The sequence below is a fragment of the Leisingera sp. ANG1 genome, from assembly GCF_000203975.2.
Classification (GTDB): Bacteria; Pseudomonadota; Alphaproteobacteria; order Rhodobacterales; family Rhodobacteraceae; genus Leisingera.
This window is the reverse complement of sequence record NZ_AFCF02000005.1, coordinates 97,900-121,257: the sequence shown is the minus strand read 5'-3', so window position 1 is coordinate 121,257 and position 23,358 is coordinate 97,900. Positions and strand designations below refer to the sequence as shown.

Here is a 23,358-nt window from a genome sequence, read left to right as displayed (position 1 = left end):
TGAATTGTTTTCAACGGCTGATATTTCAAGTGAGGCAAATAATGATCCGGAATTTCCGTCCGCTGGTGCAGGCGCTGGGGCTGGCGTTCGGGCTGTCCGCCCTGGCTGCGCCTGCAGGTGCTGACCCCTTTGTGAAATGCGTGCAGCAGCAGCTGACGGATCTGGGCTATGCCGCGGGCCAGCCGGACGGGCGGCTGACGCAGCAGACCAAGGGCGCCTGGCAGGCACTGCGCCAGGCAAAGGCGGGCACCGCGCTGCTGGCCGCGCTGCCGCCGCTGAGCCAAAAGACCGCGATCCACTGGTGCCGCGAGCTGCCGGCTCTGAAGACCGGCCTGGAGCGGCATATGCCGTCGGCGGCGCCGGTGCGGATCCTGGCGGATACGCCCAACGTGGAAAAGGGTATCCGGCAGGCCTATGACAAGGTGCTGCGCTTCATGGACCGGGAATACGGCATCGTGCTGGCCGGGCATATCGGCATCGGTGCGGCAGGCAATACAAAGGACGTGCAAACCTATGTGCGCCGCCTGCTGCGCGATATGTCGAGCGCGCGGTTCAACCCGGATGCCTCCATCGCCGCCCATTGCAACAAGCCCTTTGGTGTTGCTGGCGCGGCCTATCTCAAGTTCATGTATATCTGCTGGGACAACCCGCATGAGGCCGACAATGCCTGGCTCAAGCGGTCGCGCAAGTGGCTGGGCATGATGATGGCGCATGAATACATGCACCTGGTGCAGGCGGAACTGGGCGGCGCCCGCTCAGAAGGGTTCCACAGCAATTCGCTGCGCGCCCGCATGGGGCCGGCCTGGCTGGTGGAAGGCAGCGCCGAAGTGGTTGCGGCACGGTTCGGCAAGAGAGCCCTGCGGCTGCGCGCGCCGGGGCTTGCGGAGCTGCACGAATGGTCATTGAAGTCAAAAAAGAGCCTGCGCGGCATGCGGGCGCATAAGACGGTCAGCACCAGTGGCGACTATGATTTCGCCCATTATGCGGTGCATATCCTGACCCGGATCAGCGGCGAGGAGGCGCTGTTCACCTTTTGGCGCCGCCTGAACGCGGGTCAGAACTGGGAGCAGGCTTTCAAGGGCGCCTTTGGCGTCGCTCTGGCCGAGTTTGAGACGCAGGTAATGGAGCTGCGCAAGCGGCCCGGCACCGCGCGGGCCTATATTTCCAAGATGCGGCGGAAGCAGTCTTGAGAGCTGGCGGAAGGCTGCGGCGGCTTGTGCTGGCGGCGGGGCTGGCCCTGGCGGCCGTCCCGGCTGCGGCAGACCCGTTTGTCGCCTGTGTTCAGGGGCAGTTGGCGGAGCTGGGGTTTGATCCGGGAGCGGAGAACAACCGGGTCACCTACCAGCACTGGCAGGCCTGGAACAAGATGACCGGCAACCAGGGGGACCGGCCACCCGGGCGTCTGGGCCGCTTGCCGGGGCTTTCGCAACGCAGTGCCGTGCACTGGTGCCGGGAACTGGCCACTTTGCGTCCGAAGCTGGCGCGGCACATGCCGAACGATCAGCGGCCGGTCATTCATGCGCAGCAAGGCATGGCGCGCACCGCATTGATGGTGAACTACCGAAAGGTGCGGAACTTTTTCAACAATAGCCTGAAGATGCCTATGGCGTCGCGGCCTGGCATCGCTGTGGGGGAAGACCGCAGCAGCCTGATGCTGCAGACCCGCTATATGCTGGAGGACCTGGGGCTGCCGCCAATTGATTTTTCTGCAGTTATAGAGGAGGCCTGTTCCATTGATGGCGGCTATGCGGGACGGGCCTTCCCCGGCCTTTTCATCATCTGCTGGGAGAAGGTCGAAAAATACGATGCGGAATGGCTGGAGGCATCGTACCGCTGGCTTGGCCCGGTAATTGCGCATGAGTACATGCATCTTTGGCAGGCGGAAGTCTCGGGCGAGTTCGGCATGCTGAAACCGAACCAGGCGAATTGGTCCCTGGCCCATCCCCTGTGGCTGATCGAAGGCGCCGCAGAGATGGTACAGGAGGAGTTTGCCTTCGAGATGCTGGATGAACCCAGGGCGTCTCTCGGGGAGCTGCGCCGGGAAGCAAAGGGATCCTCCCGCAGTTTGCAGGAAATGCGCCTGTCAGAGGTGGCCTTCGATTCAGACAACTACCCGCTGGCACATTTTGCCGTACGGCTGCTGGCGGAGGAACACGGCAAGGCAGCGGTATTTGATTACTGGCACAAGCTCGGGCAGGGTATGGGCTGGCGGCAGGCCTTTGCCAGCAGCTTCGCAATGCCGGTTGAGACATTTGAAGCTAAGGTGGAGCGCCGCTTGCAGGCACCGCTCGGGTTAGGGCGCGGCAAAGAGGCCGGAAAGGACAAGAAACAATGAGTCTTTTGAATTTCGACTGGGTGGATGCGTTCTCGGACCGGGCGTTCGGCGGCAATGGTTGTGCGGTGGTACATGGCGGCGCGCATCTGCCGGTGGAGGTCTGCACCGCTTACGTGCGGGAGACCTCATTGGTGGAGTGCACCTTTACCGGTCCGTCGGAGGTAGCGGACGTTAAGGTGCGCTATTTCCTGGCCAGCCGCGAGATCCCTTTTGCCGGTCATCCGACCATTGCGACAGTTGCGGCGATGCGCGACCGGGGGCTGTTTCAGGGGGACAGCATCACCCTGGAGACCGGCGCCGGGATCGTGCCGGTGCGGCTGGACGGTGATCTGATTGAGATGACCCAGGTGGCGCCGGAATTCGGCCCCTTTGCCGATCCGGAACTGGTGGCGGCGGCGGTGTCGCTGCCGGTGGAGGCCATCGTGGGGCAGCCGCAGAAGGTCTCTACCGGGTTGCCGTTCTGTGTCACCGTTTTACGCGACCGCGCGGCGCTGGAGGCGGCGGAGCTGAACCTGGAGGCGCTGGCCGTTTTGGGCAAATCGCTGGGCGCTGATGGCATCGACATGATGGAGCCGTTTCTGGTGACGCTGGAAGGCGCGACCGCGGCCGGCGACACCTTCTCGCGCCTCCTGATGGCGCCGCCAAGCCCGCCGGAGGACCCGTTCACCGGGTCGGCCACCGGGGCGATGGCATCTTATTTGTGGAAGCACGGACTGATGGAAAAGGCGGAATTCACCGCAGAGCAGGGCCACGGGCTGGGCCGCCCCGGCCAGGCCCGGGTGGCGCGGATCGGCGCGCCGGATGCGATCGAAGGCGTGCGGGTGGCCGGCGAGGGCTTTGTGCTGATGCGCGGCACGGTGGATTTGCCGGAAGCGGGATAGGCCGCTTTCGGGCAGGCCGCCCCTAGCTGTTCAGCATGTCTTTCAGAGTTTGGAGGCCGCGGTCATCGGCCTTGGGCACGATGCGCCAGGCGGCGTTGACGAAACAAACCAGGGAAAATCCCAGGAGGCCGATGCACAGGAAGGTCACTAGGATCTGGCCGTAGGTCTTGTCCTGCAGCCAGTTGAAGGCGGTGCCAATCCCGCCGGCTTCGTGGCTGGAGGCATAGGCGGCTGCCTGCATCATCAGAAACCCGATGATGGCAATGACAACGCCATGGGCGGCCATGCCAGCCTTAAGCACCAGGTTCAGATGCAGGGTCGCCGGATTGCCCTGCATGTGGTCGCGGTAGCCTTCGCTCCAGGCCTTGTGCAGGTAATAGCCGCCGGCGCCGAGGGTGAGCGCCCCGGCGATGCCTGCGGCGGCCTGCCCGCCGGGGGAGGCGAGGAGGCGGTTCACCAGCTCTGTCTTTCCGAGGCCTTCGGAGCGTCCCAGAAGCACCGTGATGGCGAGCCCGCTGAGGCCCAGATGCACCAGGCCGGTAGTGATCATCCCGGCGCGGGCGATCAAGCCCTTGGGGCTGTTTCCGTAGTCTTCGAGATCCCAAATGCTGTCCACCGCGCGCCAGATGGCGTAGGCGGCCATGCCAAGGGCAATCAGCAGCAGAATGGCGGTGCCAAGCGCGCCCTGCAGGCGGCCCATCGCCTCGCCTGTGCCTTCGGCGCTGCCGCCGTGCCAGATCGACCACAGCGAAGCGCCGCCCACCAGCAGGTAGACCAGACCGCGCCCGGCGTAGCCTGCGCGCATCAGCGGAACCGCCCAAGCGAAACCGCGGGCAGAATTTTCTGCCGGATCGTCGCGGCGGGACTCAGGCGGGGCGGGGTGTTGCGGCATGCGGGGCTTCCTGACTGCGCGGAGCGGGGGTGCGGGGACGGAAGAACAACGCCCCGGCGGGCGGAAAGGTTCCCTGCGGGCGCTGCCGCCGCCCCAGTAAACACGTGTGTTCCGGGCCGTTTCCTGCGCCGGGAAACGGAAGCGGCCCGCCAATTGGCGGGCCGCTCTCATGTCTCTCTGTGCCGTCAGGCTCAGGCCTTGATCAGGCCCATGCTTTCCAGCTTCAGCAGAACCTGGTGGGCACAGTTGTCGACGTCGACGTTTTCGGTCTCAACCGACAGTTCCGGGTTGGCCGGCACGTCATAGGGGTCGGAGATGCCGGTGAATTCCTTGATCTTGCCTTCACGGGCCAGTTTGTAGAGGCCCTTGCGGTCGCGGCGCTCGCATTCCTCGATCGAGGTGGCAACGTGCACTTCGACAAAGGCGCCGAACTGTTCCACGTCCTCGCGCACGGCGCGGCGGGTGGTGGCGTAGGGTGCGATCGGGGCGCAGATGGCGATGCCGCCGTTCTTGGTGATCTCAGACGCCACATAGCCGATGCGGCGGATGTTGAGGTCGCGGTGCTCTTTCGAGAAGCCCAGTTCGCTCGACAGGTTCTTACGCACGATGTCGCCATCGAGCAGGGTCACCGGGCGGCCGCCCATTTCCATCAGCTTGACCATCAGAGCGTTGGCAATGGTGGATTTGCCGGAGCCGGAGAAGCCGGTGAAGAACACGGTGAAGCCCTGCTTGGAGCGCGGCGGCTTGGTCTTGCGCAGTTCCTTGACCACCTCGGGGAAGGAGAACCACTCGGGGATTTCCAGGCCCTCAGCCAGGCGGCGGCGCAGTTCGGTGCCGGAGATGTTCAGGATGGTGACGTTGTCGCGGTCGGCGATCTCGTCGTTCGGCTCGTACTGGGCGCGCTCCTGCACATAGACCATGTGTTTGAAATCGACCATTTCGATGCCCATTTCGCCCTGGAACTCGCGGAACAGGTCCTGCGCGTCATAGGGGCCATAGAAATCTTCGCCGGCGGAGTTCTTGCCGGGGCCTGCGTGGTCGCGGCCGACGATGAAGTGGGTGCAGCCGTGGTTCTTGCGGATCAGGCCGTGCCAGACCGCTTCGCGCGGGCCGGCCATGCGCATCGCCAGGTTCAAGAGCGACATGGAGGTGGTGGCGGCCGGGTATTTGTCCAGCACGGCTTCGTAGCAGCGCACGCGGGTGAAGTGGTCGACGTCGCCCGGTTTGGTCATGCCGACAACCGGGTGGATCAGCAGGTTGGCCTGGGCTTCGCGCGCGGCGCGGAAGGTCAGCTCCTGGTGGGCGCGGTGCAGCGGGTTGCGGGTCTGGAAGGCAACAACCTTGGTCCAGCCCAGCTTGCGGAAGTAGGCGCGCAGCTCGTTCGGGGTGTCGCGGCGGCCGCGGAAGTCATAGTGCACGGGCTGCTGGATGCCGGTGACCGGACCGCCCAGGTAGACCTTGCCGGCCTGGTTGTGCAGGTAGTTCACCGCCGGATGCGCGTCGTCATCGGCGCCAAAGACCTTCTCGGCCTCTTTTGCCTTGTTCGGCACCCAGTTGTCGGTGACGGTCATGGTGGCGAGGATCACGCCTTCCTGGTCGCGCAGGGCAATGTCCTGGCCCGCTTCCAGCTTGGCCGCGAAATCTTCGGACACATCCAGGGTGATCGGCATCGGCCACAGCGAGCCGTCGGTCAGGCGCATGGTGTCGACGACGCTGTTGTAGTCAGCCTCAGACAGGAAGCCCTTGAGCGGATTGAAGCCGCCGTTCATCAGCAGTTCCAGGTCGCAGATCTGGCGCGGGGTCAGATCCCAGCTGACCAGGTCGGCTGCTTCGACTTTCAGTTTCTGGGCGCTTTCGTAGGAGACATAAAGCTCAGGGATGGGAGCCAGATTGCTTTGCATCGGATGGGTCCTGTGTTTGAGAGGGGGGAGGCCGCTAGCGGAGCCGGTGAGTTCCGCATGCAGCGCGTTGTATTCTGCGAGCTTGCGGGCAAGGAATTGATCGGTGAGCCGCACTTTTTCCGCAGCACCCCGGGTGGTCAGCGAATAGGCAAACCGCTGCCGCTTGTCGGGACCGGGGCGGGCGCTGATGGTGATCAGGCCACTTTCGGCCGCAGCGCGCAGCAGGGTGTTGAGCCGCCCCAGCGAGATCCCCACCGCCGCGGCGGTGGCGCGCTGCGAGGCGTCCGGCGCCGTATCGAGCTGGCGCAGGAGGCGGAACAGCAGGTCTTCGCCTTCCGGTGTGGATATGGATGCGGTTTCGGTCACGAGCGGCAGCAGTACGGTCAACGGGTTAAAAGTGTGTTCACGCGTGAACGCATTACATGGTTTGCTGCGGAAGCAAAGGGGGAATTGGCCGCAGCTGGCGAAAATCTGCTGCGTTGCAGGGCTGCAACGGGCGCGGGTAGCAGGTCTGCTTGTTCTCCCCCGGCGTGCTGGGATGGATAGCTGGCGCGGGCTGGACCGGCAGGGCAAACACCCGTTTTGCGGTTTGGACGCTGGGCCTAACGCTGTTCTCCGGCCAGGGTGCGGGGCAGAGCGGCGGCATGTTCGACCGGCAGGGCGTCCAGCGGCCTGGAAACGCCGCGCAGCTGGTAGGTTTCCAGCGGCAGATGGTCCGAATCATAGCCTGCGGCCTCCAGCACCCGGGCGGAGATCAGCAGTTCGACACCGAGTTCCTTGGTCTTGGCCTCGAGCCGGCTGGCAGTGTTGACGCTGCCGCCGATGATGGTGCGCGGGGCATGGGCGGCGCTGCCGATCTCACCCAGCACCAGCTCGCCCAAGTGAATGCCGATCCCGATGCGGACTTCCGGTTCGCCGTCGGCGGCCAGCTGGGCGTTGAAGTCCTGCAGCGCGGTGCCGATGGCGGCGGCGGCCTCCAGCGCGGCGCGGGCCGAGCGGGCAGGGGAGCGTTCCTCGAACAGCGCCAGCAGCCCGTCACCGAGGTATTTGTCCACCGTGCCGCCGGCATTGGTAATGGCGGGGACGATGGCGTCGAAGAAGCGGTTCAGCAGGAACACCACGTCATAGGGCAGCTGTCCCGCTGTGCGGGCGGTGAAGCCGCGCATGTCGAGGAACAGCACCGCAAGCTGCTGCTCGCTGCCCTGGCTGGCATGGGCGCGGCCCTTGCGGCCGTCAGGGCGGAACAAGCGGGTGACCGTCAGCGGCGTCTGCGGGCGGATCTGGCAGGCCAGCCGCATGTTGGCAGGCGCTTTGACCCGTTCGAGGCTACGGGCCTCGGGCGGTTCCGGGGGCGGCAGATGCTCGCCGCCCTCGTCCACCACCACGCGGCAGGTGGTGCAGCGCCCCTTGCCGCCGCAAAGGGATGTGTGCTGGACGCCGCCCGCGCGTGACATTTCCAGCAGGGTCATGCCGCGCTCGGCGCGGATTTCCGGCCCGAAGGCGTAGCGAATGGTGACCGCCCGGCGGCGGCGCAGCAGCTTGCGCAGGAGAAAGGCGGCGGCGGTGACGCCAAGCAGTGCAAAGAAGATCGAAAGCCAGAGCGTCTCTGTCTCGAACATCTGTGCAAAGGCCTGCTGGCTGGGCCAGTTGAAATCCGCCATCAGCGCGGCGCGCTCAGTGCCTTCAACAAACAGATCATAGATGCGGCGGCCCTCTGTCAGCAGGCCGGCAAAGGCGAAGGCGGGGATGAACACGGCCACGCCTGCCATCCAGGGGATCAGCGGGCGCCACCAGCGGGTGAGGCGCAGCCAGTAGTGCAATCCCATGCAGCCGTGGATCCAGACTGCCAGCAGCAGCAGGCTTTGCTGCCAGATCTCGGGCGAGGCCCACATCAGGATGATCTGATAGGGCATCTCGTCATTGGTGCCGTAGACCTCGTGCGAGTAGCGGGTAAAGACGATGTGGGCGATGAGCTGCAGCGGGATCAGGAGGCCAAGCACAGTCTGCAGCGCCTCGCCCCAGCGCATCCGCAGGGTGCGGCGGCGGGCCAGGTTCCACAGCGCCAGCCCTGCGTGCAGGATCAGTGAGGTGCCGAGGATCAGGCTGCCAATCAGGCTGCGGGTGATCACTTGGCGGGCGTCCTGAAACTCGTCCATCCATTCGGGTGAGATCAGGCCGAGGCCGATGTTGAGGAAGTGAAAAAAGGCAAAGATGAGCAGCACCAGCCCGGTAGTGATCCGGGTGCGGGTGATCCAGTTGCCTTGCCAGAGCGCGCTTGCCACCCGGGTCCTCCTGTTCGCGGTTTCCGGGTGCAGACTGCGGGCGCGCGGGGGCGGGGTCAATGCCCGGTTGCAGGCGGTGAGAGCCACGGGGCGGGCGGACCGGCAAGGGAAAGCACGGGCAGGCCGCTGCCGAACAAGACCAAATGGGTTAAGTCCGGGCGAGAGCGGGATGAGTAGAGCAGCCCCTGCGCCCCCTCCGCCCGGGCGGTATCAGAAAAGACCCAGGTCGGTGAAGGAGTGCCCCTGGCACGGATGTCCTGCCAGACCGCGGAGACCTCTGGCCGGCCGCGCAGATCCGCCAGTCGGATGTCTTTCACCTGCAGGGGCAGGATGATGCGCGGCGGGTCATCGGAAGAGACATAGCGGCGGATGGCAATGCCCGCTCCCTCTGCGCTGAGCGAAGTATAAAGCGCCAACTGGCCGCTGTGGTGAAAACGGCCCTCAGGAGCGCGGGCCGGAGCCAAGGGCCGATCCGCCTGAGAGCGGAAAAGAATGCGCCAGACGGTGCCGGAGAAGTTGAGAAGACCAGCTGCCGGGGTCAGCCCTCCAGCCCCCAGCCGTCCGGTGCAAAGCCGTGGGAGAGGGCCGCGCGGGTGGCCAGTTCCTCGCCGATCCAGATGCCGGTGGCAGAGATGATCTGGTCCTGCAGGGTGGCGGACAGATAGGCGGGATCCTCGCCGTCAGCCTCGAAGAACTCGCAAGCATAGCCTTCGCGGCTCAGTTCCTCGGCCAGCGGGCGCCAGTCGGCGCCGGTGCGGGCGGGGACGAAGAAATAATCCACGTCCGCCACCTCCGGCAGGCCGTGTTCGGCCTGCAGATCGTTGAATGCCGCAACGGTTTCAGCCCGTTGCGCGGCGAAATCATGCGGCATCCCTGTTACTCCTGCTCGGCCAGGAAGCGCTCAGCGTCGAGCGCCGCCATGCAGCCCATGCCGGCCGAAGTGACCGCCTGGCGGTACTTGTGGTCGGTCAGGTCGCCGGCGGCGTAGATACCGGGGATCGAGGTCTCGGTGGAGCCGGGCTTCACCTTTACATAGCCGCCGTTGTGCAGCTCCAGCACTTCCTTAACCAGCTCGTTGGCCGGCGCGTGGCCGATGGCGACAAAGACGCCCTTGCAGGGGATTTCCTTGACTTCGCCGGTCTGCACGTTCTTGACCACGACGCCCTCAACCCCCAGCGGATTGTCGGTGCCGACAACCTCTTCGAGGGTGTGGAACCACAGAGTCTCGATCTTTTCGTTCTTGAACAGGCGGTCCTGCAGGATCTTTTCGGCACGCAGCTCGTCGCGGCGGTGGATCAGGGTCACCTTGGAGGCGAAGTTGGTGAGGAACAGCGCCTCTTCCACGGCGGTGTTGCCGCCGCCGATCACCACGATCTCCTGGCCGCGGTAGAAGAAGCCGTCGCAGGTGGCGCAAGCGGAAACGCCGAAGCCCTTGAACTTCTCTTCGCTTTCCAGGCCGAGCCATTTGGCGCGGGCGCCGGTCGCCAGGATCACCGCGTCGGCGGTGAAGGTGGTGCCGCTGTCAGCCTTGGCCACAAACGGGCGCTTGGTGGTGTCGAGCGAGGTGATGTAGTCGCCGATCACTTCGCATCCCATCGCCTGGGCGTGCTCCTGCATCTTGATCATCAGGTCGGGGCCCTGCACCTCGGTGAAGCCGGGGTAGTTCTCGACCTCGGTAGTGGTGGTCAGCTGGCCGCCGGGTTCAATCCCCTGGACCAGGACCGGTTCCAGCATGGCGCGGGCAGCATAGACCCCCGCAGTATAGCCGGCAGGCCCGGAGCCGATGATCAGAACCTTGGTGTGGCGCGTCTCGCTCATGTGTTGTGTCCCCAACTAATGCAGCCTGGCGGGTGTGCCGCCGTCAGGCAATGCATATAGCGGCAGGGCGGGCAGGCTTAAACCCCCAAGGGGCTGCATGCCGCGGGATACAAATTTGCCGCAGGGTTGCGCATTGCGGCTTGCGCGCCCGAGCTGCAAAGAATATTGCGCGACGCTGAAACAATATTGCGCGCTGCGGCGGCGGTGCTATAAGAAACGCAAATCTCACAGGAGTTTCCAGCATGGTCACAACCCGTCTTGATCCGATTGATCGCAAGATTTTGTCGGAGCTTCAGGCCGATGGGCGGATGACCAACGTGGAACTGGCCAAGCGGGTCGGGATTTCGGCGCCGCCGTGTCTGCGCCGGGTGCGGGCGCTGGAGGAGGCCGGGCTGATTCACGGCTACCACGCAGATGTGAACTCCCGCGAGCTGGGGTTCGAGGTGCAGGTGTTTGCCATGGTGGGGCTGGAGAGCCAGGCCGAGGCGGAGCTGAGCGCCTTTGAAGAGAAATGCCGCAGCTGGCCGTTGGTGCGCGAGTGCCACATGCTGAACGGCGAGGTGGATTTCATCCTGAAATGCGTGTCGCCGGACCTCAGCACCTTTCAAAGCTTCCTGACCGGCGATCTGTTGACCACCCCGAATGTGGCCAGCGTCAAGACCTCGCTGGTGATCCGCGGCGCCAAGGATGAGCCGGGCGTGCCGTTTGAGGTGCTGGAAGAACGTCTGGCACGCGAGGCCTGAGGCAGTTCTTCAGGTGAGGGCGGCAATGCCGGGCGAGCCCGCCCGCCGCTCCCGGTTCATAGAATGGCAGGCCCCGGCTGGCTGATGCTGTCAGCCCTTGGGTGCGCCAGCGGGCCGAATCCCTGGATGCTGTCGGCATGGGCAAACAGGTTCAAGAACAGCGTCTTGATTGCATAGCTTGCCAGTTTCAGCGCGTCGGGGCCCGGGTGGTAGCTTTCAAATGCGAGGCCGCCGACGGTGATCACCGCATGGCGGGGCAGGCACAGGTGGTAAAGGTCGACCGGCGCCGGCGGCGCGGTTTCAAAGATGCTCATGCCGTCCTGGAATTCCGAGGCCAGGGTCAAGAGCTGGCCGTCGCCTGATCCTTGCATGTGCGGCGGCGTGCGCAGCAGGCGCGCCGCGGGGCCTGCCACCAGGCTGGCAGAGGGTTTCTGCAGGCCCAGGCTGTCGGCCATGAAGCTGGTCAGGGTGCAGCTGCGGCTGCCGGAGCGGCCGGGCAGCACGCTGGTGCGGCCGATCCACAGCAGCGGCTGGCTGCCGCCGTCGCGGGTCAGGAGTTCATCGCCGGGCAGCAGATCCTCGACCGCGATCGGGCCTTGTGCCGTTTCCACCAGCGAACCGCGGGAGAAGGCGCTGAAGGCGTCCTCGAACAGCGGCAGGGCCGGGGCGATATGGCGGGTTTCAGAGATGCCGCCGCCGGGCAGCAGGCAGCTGACCTCATAGCGGCGCAGCTGCGGTTTGTTTGCGCTGCGCAGCGCAGCGGGGTCCTGCAGGATTGCAGTGGCTTCGACGGCATTGGCTGCAGCCCTGTGCAGCGAGTGCGGGATGGTCATGACAGCAGACCTCTCCTTTCAAACTGCCCGCTTGCATCGGCCCCCACCGGCAACACAGACGTGCTTGAACGATATGATGCGCCCAAATTGGCAGCAATTAATTCGAATTGTCAAAAAATCTGAATCAAACTGGTTAACGGCGGGCGGCGGTGCTGCGGCAGTTTCAGCGGGCCGCGCCTTCAGGCCGGTTGGATGCCCCGTTGGCGGCTGGCCGGGCTGGCGCAGCTGCGCCAGGGGTGCCGCTGCCGGGGCATCCGTCCCCGGCGTTAACCCAGTTTCCGTGCTGCGGGCTGAAGCTGCGCCTGGCCGCGGCGGCGGCGGGCGGCAACCCAGGGCAGGGTCACGGTTTCGCTCTTGGCGGAGCGGGTGATCGAGGCAATGAAACGCTTGTTCATCTTCATGGTCAGTCTGTCCTTCGCCCTGCAGCTGCACCCGTGTCGCCGGGCGGCTGCGGTTTTGTTTGTTCTGACCTGATTATGGGTAATCTTTGCGCCCGGATTATGACCCGCCGGGGGCATTTTCGGCCAAGCCGCGGGCCGGGGGCCGGCCGGCCTGCCGCTTCACCTGCGATTGCAGGAGGCTGATTTCAAAGGATAATGCCAGCGCGGCATGGCGGGTTTCCGTAGCGGAAACAGTGAATGCGGCGGAATTTAATAAAATCCGCCACAATTGCGCAGATCGGCATTGGTTAACGCGGGCTTAAAGCCGGATGCAGGAGATCAAACGGCCGTAGTCGGCCTCTTTGGCATGGGTGGCGCGGCGGAAGGAGAAGAACTTCTCCGCATCCGAATAGGTGCAGTGGCGGCTCCACTCAGCCGCGCCGATCCCCGCCTGGCGCAGTTTGTGCAGCCCAAGGCCGGGAAGATCGAACAGGTAGCGGTCGCCTTCGCCATTGGCAAAGAAGCGGGCGTAGGCGTCGTCTTGCATCATGAAGTCGTCAAAGAACTCGGGGCCGACCTCATAAGCGCGCTGGGAAATGGTCGGGCCGATCACCGCGGCGGTGTTTTCGCGCCGCGCGCCGAGGCCTTCCATCGCTTCCAAAGTGGCTTCCAAAACCCCGTCGAGGGTGCCGCGCCAGCCTGCGTGGGCGGCGCCGATGACGCCCGCATCGGGGTCGGAGAACAGTACCGGCTGGCAGTCGGCGGTCAGGATCGACAGCGCCAGCCCCGGAACATTGGTGACCATCGCGTCTGCCTGCGGGCGCTCCTGCGAGGGTTCTTTCACCACCTGCACATCGGCGCTGTGGACCTGGTGCACGGCGCTGAGGTTTTCCGGCGGCACCTCCATCGCGGCGGCGACGCGGTTGCGGTTGATCTGCACCGCCTCGCGCTGGTCGGTGGAGCCAAGGCCGCAGTTCAGGCCGCGGTAGATGCCGGAAGACGCACCGCCCCTGCGGGTGAAAAAACCGTGCCGCACCGGGCCAAGCAGATCGGACGTGAGAATTTCAAGCGTCATGGGTTCAATCCTGGCAATGGGGCGGCCTGAGGCGGGTAGAGGCCGAGCACTTTGAACAGGTTTCCCATTTCGTCCGGATGCGTCAACCGCCGATGTGCGGCGATCAGGGTTTCCAGACCTTCGCCCTGAAGGGGGGCGGCCAGGGCGCGGGCGCGGCCGGTGATGCCGAGCCGTTCCAGGAACACGCCTTGCGGGGTGAGGCGGGTAAAGGCGCAACCAGCGGTTTTTGCGGCCAGCGCCAGCGCCTCGAAATCCACATGCGCTGTCAGATCGGCCTCACCCGGGGTCTGCAGCGGATCGGCGGGTTCATGCGCGCGCAAAGCTTGCAGCGTATCTCCCAGCGCCCGCCAGTCGCCGTAATCCACGATCAGCGCGGCGCCGCCATGAGCGGCGATTCGGGCGGCGATGGATTGGGTGATGGGGGCAGCGGCCTCGCACAGTTCCACCAGATCGCCATCACGGGTGTCTTCCAGCCGGTGCTGCAGCGCGGGCTGCGGCGCGGCGGGGCTGAGGCCGAAGGCCAGCGCGCCGTCCTGCAGGCCGATGCGTTTCTCGCTCCAGCCGTCGCCTGCGCGCAGGAACTGGCGGATGGGCAGGGCGTCGAAGAACTCGTTGGCCACCAGGACCAGCGGCTGATCGGGCAGGGCGTCTACGCTGTCCAGCCACTGGGGCGCGTAGCCCTCCAGGGTCTTGGCCTGAGCCGCGCGCAGGGCTGGCGATGCCTCGACCAGATAGATTTGCATGGCGGCGTGGAAACCAGGCACGCCGCGGGTGGCGCGCAACAGGTCCGCCATCAGGGTGCCGCGGCCGGGGCCGAGTTCGGCGAGAGTGAAGGGCGCAGGCGCGCCTTGATCCAGCCAGGCCTGGGCGAGGGAGAGGCCGAGGAGTTCGCCAAACATTTGGCTGATCTCAGGCGCGGTGGTGAAATCGCCCTTGGCGCCCAGCGGGTCGCGGGTGGTGTAATAGCCGAACTGCGGATGCAGCAGGCAGTCCGCCATGTAGTCGGCGACGGACATCGGGCCATCGGCGCGGATGCGGGCGGCAAGGTGGTCCCCCAGGCTCATGCGGTGCTCCGGGCCGCGCGGCGGGCGCGGATCAGGAACCAGAGGCCGATGGCGATCATCGGCAGCGACAGCGCCTGGCCTTGGGTGAGGCCGATGCCGTCAATGTGCCAGGCCAGACCCAGCGGGTTGCCGGGGGTGACGAACTGGGCGTCCGGCTGGCGGAAGAACTCGACAATGAAGCGGGCAAGGCCATAGCCCGCGAGGAACACGCCCATGAGGCGGCCCGGGGTGTGGAAGGCGCCGCGGCGCCAGGCAAGGTACAAGAGCAGGGCGCCAAGGATCAGCCCCTCCATCAGCGCCTCATATAGCTGCGAAGGGTGGCGGGCGCAGAGCTCTCCCAGCGCCTGGCCGCAGTCCTGTGCCGCCTGGCCGGGGAAGGCGACGCCCCAGGGCAGATCGGTCGGGCGGCCCCAAAGTTCTGCATTGATGAAGTTCGCCAGCCGCCCCAGCAGCAGGCCAGGCGCGACGGTATGGGCGACCAGATCGGCGATCTGCAGTTTCGGGATGTTGTGGCGTGCAGCATAGATCAGGGTTGCCACGATCACGCCGATGAGGCCGCCGTGAAAGGCCATGCCGCCCTGCCAAATCTTCAGGATCTCCGCAGGGTTCGCCAGGTAATAAGTCGGCTGGTAGAACAGCACGAAACCCAGACGCCCGCCGAGGATCACGCCGAGAATGATCCAGGTCAGCAGATCCTCGACCTGCTGCGGTTTCATCGGCGGCTGGTTTGCGGGCCAGAGGCCGGGGCGGCGCAGGGCGGCCACGGCGAGGCGCCAGGCGATGACGATGCCCGCGATATAGGCCAGCGCATACCAGCGCAGGGCAAACTCGAAGGAGCCGATGGCGATCGAGAAAATCTCGGGCGAAAGGTCGGGGAATTGGATCATGGCCTGCATGGGCGACTGAATGCCTTTGGTCCTTGGGGGAAGTCAACGGGGGGAAAGTCAACGGCTTGCAGCCGCGCGCGCGCTTCCCCATATAGGGATCAACCCCGAGACGGAGAAGAACATGCAGACCCGCAACAAGATCCTGGACGATATTTCGCAGCTGATGACCAACGCGATGGGCGTGGCCCAGGGCGCCAAGGATGAGGCGGACACCGCGCTGAAAAGCATGATCGACCGCTGGCTGGCCGACCGCGACTTCGTCACCCGCGAGGAATTCGACGCAGTGCGCGCAATGGCCCAGAAAGCGCGCGAGGAAAATGAAGCGCTGAAGGCCCGTCTGGACGCGCTGGAAGCCGCACAGAAGTAAGCCAGGGCGCGGGCAGATTGCCCGCCGTATGGTGTTATAAGGCTTGCTGCAGGGAAACCTGTGGCGGGCTTTTTTGTTTTCGCATTAAGCTTTAGCGTGCAGGAGGACACGGAGGCTAAAAGTAAGCAAAATGCGCATCACCGTTGCAATCGAAGAGCTTAGCGGAAACGAGTTGCCGCCATGCGGCGAAGCGTTCTGGCTAGCCGACCTTCCAGCTCACCGAGCCTTTGCCAAAAGCCTCTGGAAGCGGAATGCAGCGGTGCCGAATAGCGCATTGTTTGCCATAAAGCCGCACGAGGCGCTTTCTGACAGGCTTTTGGATCAGTTCGAGCAGGTAGAGCTTCACTTCTCCGAGTGGAGCGAAGTTATGTTTGTAAGAACTGAACTCGCACGCGAGCTGTCCGCGTATTTCGCAGCCCGCGGCTTTGCCACCGAAATCGTCAAAAACGGGTTTGTGGTGCGGCGGTCTGTCTCCCGCGCATAGCTGCCCTGCGGGCCTGTGGATAAAAACTGGTCGCTTTCCGCCTGCGGGGTCGAAAACTGCGCAGCGGTTTGCAGGCCGGGCGGTACATGCTGCCTCAGTTTCATCAGAGGATCACAGCATGGTTTCTGTCTATACGGTGCCGGGGGCGTTCAGCACGCAGGAATGCGCCGAAATCATCCGCAAATCAGAGGAGGCGCCGGACAGCGAAGCGCTGCTGGTCGGCCAGACCCGCGATCACAACCTGCGCCGCGGCAGCGTGGTGTGGCTGGACGATGTGCCGGGCACCGGCTGGGTGATGGACCGGCTGATCTCTGTGGTGCGCCGCGCCAACAAGGAGCGCTTCGGCTTTGATCTTCGCGAGTTTGCCGAAAGCCCGCAGGCGGCCAGTTACAAGGCTGACGATGCGGGCCATTTCGCCTGGCATTCCGACATCGGCGACGGGCCGGTGGCGGGCAAGCGCAAGCTGAGCCTGGTGGTGCAACTGAGCAAGCCCGGATCTTATGACGGCGGCGATCTGGAAATCATGCCGGGCGCCCATGTGGTGGCCGCCAGCCGGGTGCAGGGCAGCGCCACGGTGTTCCCGAGTTTCCTGCTGCATCAGGTGACGCCGGTCACCCGCGGCACCCGCAAGTCGCTGACCGTCTGGGCGCATGGCCCGGCCTTCCGCTGAAGGGCTGACAGACCTGTCGCACGGCCTATGGCACGCGCGGACCGTCATTCATGCGCAAATTGCGATGTGTTCTGCTATACTGGTCCCGGGCTGCCCTTGCGGCGCCCGGGGTTTGTTCAGCGGGGGACTGGTAAGATGACGGCACAAAACGGCTATATGCTGATTGCGGATATTTCCGGCTACACGCAGTTTCTGACTTCATCTGAGCTGGACCACGCCAATCCGATCCTGCAGTCGCTGCTGCAGGCGGTGGCGGAGCAGGTCGGGGAGCCGCTGCATTTCTGGAAACTGGAAGGCGACGCAGTGCTGGCCTATTCATCCCGGGCTGAGCTGGTCTCCGGCGATCTGATGCTCACGTTTTGCGAGAACCTCTATAACGCGTTCGCCGCCCGGCGGCAGGATATCGTGGCCAATACCACATGCCCCTGCCGCGCCTGCGCCAATGCGGGCGGGCTGGATCTGAAGGTGATCGTCCACTACGGCGCCTTTGACGAGATGCAGGTGGGTCCGGTCAAGGATCTGTCTGGCGCAGATGTGATCCTGGTGCACCGGATGACCAAGACCGAGGCCGCGGCGGAAACCGGCGTGCGCAGCTATGCGCTGTTCAGCGATGCGGCGGTAGAGGCGATGCAGCTGCAGGCGGCGATGCAGCCCTATTCGCAAGCTATCGAGCATTTCGGCGATGTCTCCATGCAGGTCTATGACCTGGCCCGCGCCTGGGAGCACTTCAGGGCCGGGCAGGAGCGGGATTTCCTGGAGGAGTCAGACGGGGTCTGGACTTACCGGCGCCGGTTCGACGCCTCGCCGCAGCTGGTCTGGGAGGCGCTGACTGCGCCGGAGTTCAAGCTGCGGTGGATGGATCAGGTCAGCGCTATGCGGATGGAGAACCCGCAAGGCCGCCTGGGGCCGGGATCGGTCTATCACTGCGCCCATTCGCTGGCGGAGTTTGTGTACAGGATCACGGACTGGCAGCCCTTCGACTATTTCTCGACCCGGATCAAGGACCCGGCCCGGGACGGCGTTGAGCTGCCCGAGACCTACCAGCTGACGCCGGACGGGGACGGGACTGCGCTGCGCTATACGATGGGCCGGGCCTATGACCGCGCGGGCAACCGCTCTGAGGCCTCAGAGCAGGAGGCCGCCGGGTTCCTTTCGGAATTCTGGCCGGTATCCTTTGACGCGATGGACCCGCAGGTGTCGCGGCTGTCCTGAACCGGCAATTCACAAGGGGTAGATCAAGGCACAAAATACAGGGCGCGGGCGGCTGTCCGGGCTTTACCTTTGCGGCCGCCCGTTTCATAGTCGCGCAGCCGGCATTTAGGGGGCTGTGGATACTTCATCCACAAGTTATTGCAGATATCCCCAAAATAAAGGGTTGCCAGATCACCTTTTCGGCTCCACCATATCTAGTATGGGAGCGGGGATGCCTCCCCGGCCCATAGCACAAAAACCTAGCTATAGGGTGCCTATGTGCCCTGATGTGCTAGGCAAAAAGAGAGGTGGCATCATGGCACTATCCGAGCTTCACCTGGAAGAAGACGTCCATCCGATCGACATCGTTGAGCATCTGGCGTCGCACCACGACTGGGACTTTGACCGGGTCGGGGACGATCAGATTGCGATGTCGGTGGAAGGGCAGTGGCGCACCTATTCGCTGACGCTGGCCTGGTCGGGCTATGAAGAATGCCTGCGGCTGGTCTGCAGCTTTGAGATGGAGCCGCCGGAGGCAGAACTGCCGCGGCTTTATGAGCTGATCAACTGCATGAACGACCAGTGCTGGGAAGGCTCCTTTACCTATTGGGCAGACCACAAGCTGATGCTGTTCCGTTACGGGCTGATGCTGTCCGGCGGCCAAATGGCCAGCCCGCAGCAGATCGACGCGATGCTGAATGCAGCCGTCGCCAATGCGGAGCGCTACTATCCGGCGATCCAGCTAGCGGTCTGGGGCCAGCGCAGCCCGCAGGAGGCGATGCAGGTCGCCATTGCAGAGGCCTACGGCCGGGCGTAAACCTGTGCCCTGAACCTGACACCAAGGGGAGGGGCTTAAGATGGATATGCAGGATATTGCTGCACGCGGCCTGGTGCTGCTGGGCTGCGGCAAGATGGGATCGGCGATGCTGGCCGGATGGCTGGAGGGCGGATTGCCCGCATCCTCGGTCTGGGTGATCGACCCGCACCCGTCGGACTGGCTGAAGGGCACCGGGGTTCACATCAACGCAGAACTGCCCGCGGCGCCGGGCATTGTGCTGATCGCGGTGAAGCCGCAGATGATGGGCGAGGCGCTGCCCACGCTGCAGAGCTACGGCAATGGTTCCACTCTGTTCATCTCGGTGGCGGCAGGCACCTCGATCGCAACCTTCGAGGATGTGCTGGGTGCGCAGTCGCCGATCGTGCGGGCGATGCCGAACACGCCGGCCGCCGTCGGGCGCGGCATTACCGCGATTATCGGCAACAGTCACACCAGCGACGCCGACCTCGACCGGGCCGAAGGGCTGCTGAAGGCCGTGGGTCAGGTTGTACGGCTGGACAACGAGGGCCAGATGGATGCCGTCACCGGCGTCAGCGGCTCCGGTCCCGCCTATGTGTTCCACCTGATCGAAACCTTGGCCGTCGCGGGCGAGGCGCAGGGGCTGCCCGCCGAACTGGCGATGCAGCTGGCCAAGGCAACCGTCGCAGGCGCCGGCGCGCTGGCAGAGGCGGCAGAGGAAAGCCCCAGCCAGCTGCGCATCAATGTGACCAGCCCCAATGGCACCACCCAGGCCGCTTTGGAAGTTCTGATGGATGATGACGACGGCTTCCCGGCACTGCTGAACCGTGCGGTGGCGGCGGCAACCAACCGCTCCAAGGAGCTGTCGCGTGGCTGAGATTTCCTTTGACGACTTCCTGAAAGTCGATGTCCGGGTCGGTGAAGTCATCCGTGCGGAGCCGTTTCCCGAGGCGCGCAAGCCGGCAATCAAGCTCTGGGTCGATTTCGGGCCGGATATTGGCGTAAAAAAGAGCTCAGCGCAGATTACGGCGCATTACATGCCGGAAACGCTGGTGGGCAAGCAGGTTCTGGCCGTCGTAAACTTCCCGCCGCGGCAGATCGGCACGTTCATGTCAGAGATCCTGGTTCTGGGCCTGCCGGATGAAAACGGAGAGATATTCCTGGCCGGGCCTGATGGACAGGTCCCGCTGGGCGGGAGGATGCACTGAGATGAAAATCTGGATTGCGCGGCCGATGACGGCAGCGGTCACGGCACGGGCGCGGGAGGCGTTTGCTGATCTGGAAATCCGTGAGACCAACGCGGTGATGAGCGAGGCGGAGATGCTGCGCGCGCTTAGCGAGTTCGACATCGTGGTGCCGACGCTGGGCGACAAGTTCACCGCGGAGATCTTTGCCAAGGCGGGCACGCCCCGCTGCAAGCTGCTGGCCAACTTCGGCGTCGGCTACAACCACATCGACGTGGAGGCCGCGCGGGCGGCGGGTGTCGAGGTGACCAACACGCCGGGCGCGGTCACTGATGCCACCGCCGATATCGCGATGACGCTGATCCTGATGTCGGCGCGCCGCGCTTCCGAGGGCGAGCGGATGCTGCGCAAGGGCGATTGGGAGGGCTGGCACCCGACCCAGATGCTGGGCCTGCACGCCACCGGCAAACGCGTCGGCATCGCCGGCATGGGCCGGATCGGCCAAGCGATTGCGCGGCGCTGCCATTTCGGCTTTGGCATGGATGTGTCCTATGTGGCGCGTTCGGAGAAGGATCTGGACTTCCCGGCGGACCGGGCCGAGAGCCTGATTTCCATGGCAGGCGAGGTCGATTTCCTGGTGGTGGCGGTGCCGGGCGGGGCCGAAACCACGCATCTGATCAACGCAGAGGTGCTGAACGCGATGCAGCCCCACGCCCATCTGATCAACATCGCCCGCGGCGAAGTGGTGGAGGAGGCGGCGCTGATCGACGCGCTGCAGAACCGCCGCATCGGCGGCGCGGGTCTGGATGTCTATGAGTTCGAACCCAAGGTGCCGCAGGCGCTGATTGATCTCGACAACGCCACCCTGCTGCCGCATCTGGGCACCGCGACGGAGGAAGTGCGCAGCAACATGGGCCATATGGCGCTGGACAATGTTGCGGCCTATCTGGCTGGCGAGGCGCTGCCGAACCGGGTCTGAGGCCGGTTTTTGGGACCGGGGCTCCGCCCCGGACCCCGGGAGTATTTTGAACCAGAAAGAAGCGGCAGCGGGTTATTCCGCTGCTGTTTTTCTTTGAGGCAGGTCTCCCACCGCCTCGCGCCAATGGCGGCGGCAGAGCGAGACATAGGTTTCATTGCCGCCGATCTGTACCTGGTCGCCCTCGGTCATCACCCGGCCCTGATCGTCCTGACGGACCACCATGGTGGCCTTCTTGCCGCAATGGCAGATGGTGCGGACCTCGCGCATTTCATCTGCCAGCGCCAAAAGGGTGGCGGAGCCGGGAAAAAGGTTGCCCTGGAAATCCACCCGCAATCCGTAGGCCAGCACCGGCACCCGCAGATCATCGACCACGCGGGCCAGCTGCCAGACCTGCGCAGGCTCCAGGAACTGGGCTTCATCCACGAAAATCGCGGCCAGCGGACCGCGGGCCAGGCGCGCCTTGATGCGGGTAAAAAGGTCGTCACCGGCGGCGAACATGTCCGCCTCCTCGCCGATGCCGATGCGGGAAGCGATTCTGCCCATACCTGCGCGGTCGTCCAGGCGGGCGGTGAGCAGGTAGGTCTCCATATGGTTTTCGCGGTAATTGTGCGACGCCTGCAACAGTACCGTCGACTTGCCCGCGTTCATGGTGGAGTAGTTGAAATAGAGCTTGGCCATGGCGGCGGGTTTACCCGCATGGCGGCGCCGGGGAAACCGGTTTCTTGGCGGAAACAGTGCAGGGCTTGCGGCCTGAGAAGGCTCACCGGGGCAGACGCGGCCGGGGTGGAACAAAACCCCTGTTAGCGGCCAACGCCATTTGCCCCGGAGAGCGCAAGTTCCGGGCAGACCAATTACCCTGAAGGCAGGCCGTCACTCACTCCGTCCTGCTTTGCACTGGACAACAGATGCCAATTGCACCATGTCACTTGCTAAATCCCTGAAAACCTGAGGGATGGATAAGGTATCGCAATTCCTCTACAACTCAGAAATGGGAAAACAATCAGTTCGTTCCCCTAAGGGGCGGCGGGCAAGCCAGGTAGGACGTATATGGCTGAAATCGGGACGTATCTGAAGAAGCACACAGAAGCGCTGGTGAAGGATGTCGGCATCGAAGCCGCCTGCCAGATCACCGGCAAGTCGAAGGCGACGCTGGGGCGCTATTATTCGGACAATGCAGAGCACGCCGACCGGTTTATGCCAGTGGATGCGGTGGCCAAGCTGGAAAGTGCGGCGTCCTTTCCGCATGTGACCTCGGCGCTGGCGGATCTGAAGAACATCACGCTGTCCTACAACGGCAACGGCAGTGCTGAGGAAACCGGCCGCAGCGGCGGTGTGAACTCGGACGTGATTGCTCTCAGCCAGCGGTTTGCCCAGCTGATGTGCGAATACCAGGCTGCAATGGAAGACGGCATCATCACCGTGAACGAGGCCAAGCGCCTGCTGCGCGAGACGGTGCTGCTGCAGCAGGTGCTGCTGGACATGAAGCTGCATCTGGAAGAAGAAAGTGCCTGACACACCGGATCTGAGCGACCTGCCCGGCATTGCGGAAGGGCAGCTGCATGGAATCGACGTGGAGACGCTGGCAGCACCGGATGATCCGCGCCATCCGCCGCGTATCCTGCTGCTGTATGGTTCCCTGCGCGAGGTGAGCTATTCCCGCAAGGCGGCAGAGGAGGCGGCACGGGTGCTGCGTGCGCTTGGCTGCGAGACGCGGATCTTCGACCCCTCAGGCCTGCCTTTGCCCGATGATGCGGGCGCGGCGGAGCATCCCAAGGTGGCGGAGCTGCGCGAGCTGGCGGTCTGGTCCGAGGGCATGGTCTGGTCCAGCCCGGAGCGCCACGGCGCGATGACCGGCATCATGAAGCTGCAGATCGACTGGCTGCCCCTGTCCCTGCAGGGCGGCATCCGCACCACCCAAGGCAAGACGCTGGCGGTGATGCAGGTGTCGGGCGGCTCGCAAAGCTTCAATGCCGTGAACCAGATGCGGATCCTGGGCCGCTGGATGCGGATGGTGACGATCCCGAACCAAAGCTCGATCCCCAAGGCCTGGCTGGAATTTGAGGAGGGCGCGCGCCTGCCTGAGGGTCCGTTCTACCGCCGCCTGGTGGATGTGATGGAAGAGCTGGTGAAATTCACCTGGCTGGTGCGCGGCCGCAAGGATTACCTGACCGACCGTTATTCCGAGCGGGTCGAAAGCGCCGAAGAGGTGCACAAGCGGGTGTCGCAGAAATAACCCGGGGCAGGGTGCCCGCGGCCAGATGAACAAAGCCCCGGCAGCGCCGGGGCTTTTGTTGTTCAAATCAGCGGGATCAGCGGCACATCGCAGGCGGCCAAGGCCAGGAGGGCGGTCAGCAGCAGGGTCAGGCGCATTCGGGGGCTCCTTTGAAAGGTGGATTTCCCATCCTTGCCGCAGGCAAACCCGCGGCGCAAGCGCGGCGGCGGTGAAGCGCCGGGCGACAGGCTGCGGGCCGGTTCCCCTTATGGGTGTGCCCTGCGGTTAAGCAATTGGGCGCTGCTGTTTCCGGCCATTAGCCGGTTGTTAAGGCTCATTTGCGCCGCAATTGGGCCGCGAAGTTACCAGCGGCGCCGGAAATTG

General features: G+C 64.5%; 26 protein-coding genes. 14 read left to right on the top strand and 12 right to left on the bottom strand.

Going from position 1 to position 23,358, the window contains the following annotated elements; genetic code table 11:
• The first annotated feature begins 41 nt into the window (after positions 1-41).
• Genes GC1_RS09060 through GC1_RS09050 form a run of 3 tightly spaced genes read left to right on the top strand, consistent with a single transcriptional unit; the run spans position 42 to position 3,216 of the window.
• Positions 42-1,190 (top strand): peptidoglycan-binding domain-containing protein, encoded by a 1,149-nt coding sequence (locus GC1_RS09060; RefSeq protein WP_019298574.1) that lies wholly within the window; start codon positions 42-44, stop codon positions 1,188-1,190.
• Positions 1,187-2,335 carry a hypothetical protein gene (locus tag GC1_RS09055; RefSeq protein ID WP_152612469.1) on the top strand — a complete coding sequence of 383 codons (1,149 nt, stop codon included), beginning with the start codon at positions 1,187-1,189 and terminating at the stop codon, positions 2,333-2,335. Before GC1_RS09060 ends, GC1_RS09055 begins: the two co-directional genes overlap by 4 nt.
• Complete coding sequence (locus tag GC1_RS09050) at positions 2,332-3,216, top strand: PhzF family phenazine biosynthesis protein (RefSeq protein ID WP_019298572.1); 885 nt, start codon at positions 2,332-2,334, stop codon at positions 3,214-3,216. The genes GC1_RS09055 and GC1_RS09050 overlap by 4 nt, the downstream gene beginning before the upstream one ends.
• Positions 3,217-3,238: 22 nt before the next feature.
• Here GC1_RS09050 and GC1_RS09045 read toward each other — a convergent pair whose 3' ends face one another.
• The 6 genes from GC1_RS09045 to trxB all read right to left on the bottom strand — a co-directional run bounded on the left by GC1_RS09045 (position 3,239) and on the right by trxB (position 10,109).
• Positions 3,239-4,108, bottom strand: coding sequence for a DUF1206 domain-containing protein (locus GC1_RS09045; RefSeq protein ID WP_019298571.1), 870 nt, complete (start codon positions 4,106-4,108; stop codon positions 3,239-3,241).
• Positions 4,109-4,299: 191 nt separating this feature from the next.
• Complete coding sequence (locus tag GC1_RS09040) at positions 4,300-6,375, bottom strand: bifunctional sulfate adenylyltransferase/adenylylsulfate kinase (RefSeq protein ID WP_029204800.1); 2,076 nt, start codon at positions 6,373-6,375, stop codon at positions 4,300-4,302.
• A gap of 236 nt (positions 6,376-6,611) precedes the next feature.
• The gene (locus tag GC1_RS09035; protein ID WP_019296027.1) at positions 6,612-8,291 is read right to left on the bottom strand and encodes an adenylate/guanylate cyclase domain-containing protein; all 1,680 of its coding nucleotides are present in this window, start codon (positions 8,289-8,291) and stop codon (positions 6,612-6,614) included.
• 56 nt (positions 8,292-8,347) lie between these two features.
• Positions 8,348-8,785 (bottom strand): RES family NAD+ phosphorylase, encoded by a 438-nt coding sequence (locus GC1_RS09030; protein ID WP_029204801.1) that lies wholly within the window; start codon positions 8,783-8,785, stop codon positions 8,348-8,350.
• 44 nt (positions 8,786-8,829) lie between these two features.
• Entirely contained in the window at positions 8,830-9,162 is a 333-nt protein-coding gene (locus tag GC1_RS09025; protein ID WP_019296029.1) for a ribonuclease E inhibitor RraB, read from the bottom strand.
• 5 nt (positions 9,163-9,167) lie between these two features.
• On the bottom strand, positions 9,168-10,109 hold the full coding sequence (gene trxB, locus GC1_RS09020) for a thioredoxin-disulfide reductase (RefSeq protein ID WP_019296030.1): 942 nt from the start codon (positions 10,107-10,109) through the stop codon (positions 9,168-9,170).
• A 242-nt stretch (positions 10,110-10,351) separates the two neighbouring features.
• Between trxB and GC1_RS09015 the strand changes: the two genes are divergently transcribed.
• Complete coding sequence (locus GC1_RS09015) at positions 10,352-10,852, top strand: Lrp/AsnC family transcriptional regulator (protein WP_019296031.1); 501 nt, start codon at positions 10,352-10,354, stop codon at positions 10,850-10,852.
• Between the two features lie 56 nt (positions 10,853-10,908).
• Here GC1_RS09015 and GC1_RS09010 read toward each other — a convergent pair whose 3' ends face one another.
• The 5 genes from GC1_RS09010 to lgt all read right to left on the bottom strand — a co-directional run bounded on the left by GC1_RS09010 (position 10,909) and on the right by lgt (position 15,100).
• A complete protein-coding gene (locus GC1_RS09010; protein ID WP_019296032.1) occupies positions 10,909-11,685 on the bottom strand; it encodes a Hint domain-containing protein in 777 nt (258 codons plus the stop codon).
• Between the two features lie 266 nt (positions 11,686-11,951).
• On the bottom strand, positions 11,952-12,086 hold the full coding sequence (locus tag GC1_RS22960; protein ID WP_019296033.1) for a hypothetical protein: 135 nt from the start codon (positions 12,084-12,086) through the stop codon (positions 11,952-11,954).
• A gap of 298 nt (positions 12,087-12,384) precedes the next feature.
• On the bottom strand, positions 12,385-13,140 hold the full coding sequence (pgeF, locus tag GC1_RS09005) for a peptidoglycan editing factor PgeF (RefSeq protein WP_019296034.1): 756 nt from the start codon (positions 13,138-13,140) through the stop codon (positions 12,385-12,387).
• Positions 13,137-14,204: a class I SAM-dependent methyltransferase gene (locus tag GC1_RS09000; RefSeq protein WP_019296035.1), complete on the bottom strand. Its 1,068-nt coding sequence runs from the start codon at positions 14,202-14,204 to the stop codon at positions 13,137-13,139. Before GC1_RS09000 ends, pgeF begins: the two co-directional genes overlap by 4 nt.
• Complete coding sequence (lgt, locus tag GC1_RS08995) at positions 14,201-15,100, bottom strand: prolipoprotein diacylglyceryl transferase (RefSeq protein ID WP_019296036.1); 900 nt, start codon at positions 15,098-15,100, stop codon at positions 14,201-14,203. The genes GC1_RS09000 and lgt overlap by 4 nt, the downstream gene beginning before the upstream one ends.
• A gap of 112 nt (positions 15,101-15,212) precedes the next feature.
• Here lgt and GC1_RS08990 point away from each other — a divergent pair, with 112 nt between their 5' ends.
• The 8 genes from GC1_RS08990 (at position 15,213) to GC1_RS08955 (ending at position 20,762) form a co-directional block, all read left to right on the top strand.
• Positions 15,213-15,458: an accessory factor UbiK family protein gene (locus tag GC1_RS08990; protein WP_019296037.1), complete on the top strand. Its 246-nt coding sequence runs from the start codon at positions 15,213-15,215 to the stop codon at positions 15,456-15,458.
• A 130-nt stretch (positions 15,459-15,588) separates the two neighbouring features.
• Positions 15,589-15,942: a hypothetical protein gene (locus tag GC1_RS08985; protein ID WP_019296038.1), complete on the top strand. Its 354-nt coding sequence runs from the start codon at positions 15,589-15,591 to the stop codon at positions 15,940-15,942.
• Between the two features lie 118 nt (positions 15,943-16,060).
• Entirely contained in the window at positions 16,061-16,612 is a 552-nt protein-coding gene (locus tag GC1_RS08980) for a 2OG-Fe(II) oxygenase (RefSeq protein ID WP_019296039.1), read from the top strand.
• 135 nt (positions 16,613-16,747) lie between these two features.
• Complete coding sequence (locus tag GC1_RS08975; protein ID WP_019296040.1) at positions 16,748-17,824, top strand: DUF2652 domain-containing protein; 1,077 nt, start codon at positions 16,748-16,750, stop codon at positions 17,822-17,824.
• Between the two features lie 295 nt (positions 17,825-18,119).
• On the top strand, positions 18,120-18,620 hold the full coding sequence (locus GC1_RS08970) for a YbjN domain-containing protein (protein ID WP_019296041.1): 501 nt from the start codon (positions 18,120-18,122) through the stop codon (positions 18,618-18,620).
• A 40-nt stretch (positions 18,621-18,660) separates the two neighbouring features.
• Positions 18,661-19,476 (top strand): pyrroline-5-carboxylate reductase, encoded by an 816-nt coding sequence (gene proC, locus GC1_RS08965; RefSeq protein WP_019296042.1) that lies wholly within the window; start codon positions 18,661-18,663, stop codon positions 19,474-19,476.
• Positions 19,469-19,807, top strand: coding sequence for a tRNA-binding protein (locus tag GC1_RS08960; RefSeq protein ID WP_019296043.1), 339 nt, complete (start codon positions 19,469-19,471; stop codon positions 19,805-19,807). The genes proC and GC1_RS08960 overlap by 8 nt, the downstream gene beginning before the upstream one ends.
• A gap of 1 nt (position 19,808) precedes the next feature.
• Positions 19,809-20,762 (top strand): 2-hydroxyacid dehydrogenase, encoded by a 954-nt coding sequence (locus GC1_RS08955; RefSeq protein WP_019296044.1) that lies wholly within the window; start codon positions 19,809-19,811, stop codon positions 20,760-20,762.
• Positions 20,763-20,834: 72 nt separating this feature from the next.
• Here the strand turns inward: GC1_RS08955 and GC1_RS08950 are convergent, their stop codons facing one another.
• Positions 20,835-21,440, bottom strand: coding sequence for a thymidine kinase (locus GC1_RS08950; protein WP_019296045.1), 606 nt, complete (start codon positions 21,438-21,440; stop codon positions 20,835-20,837).
• 369 nt (positions 21,441-21,809) lie between these two features.
• Here GC1_RS08950 and GC1_RS08945 point away from each other — a divergent pair, with 369 nt between their 5' ends.
• On the top strand, positions 21,810-22,274 hold the full coding sequence (locus GC1_RS08945; protein ID WP_019296046.1) for a hypothetical protein: 465 nt from the start codon (positions 21,810-21,812) through the stop codon (positions 22,272-22,274).
• Complete coding sequence (arsH, locus tag GC1_RS08940; RefSeq protein ID WP_019296047.1) at positions 22,267-22,995, top strand: arsenical resistance protein ArsH; 729 nt, start codon at positions 22,267-22,269, stop codon at positions 22,993-22,995. Before GC1_RS08945 ends, arsH begins: the two co-directional genes overlap by 8 nt.
• Positions 22,996-23,358: the final 363 nt, after the last annotated feature.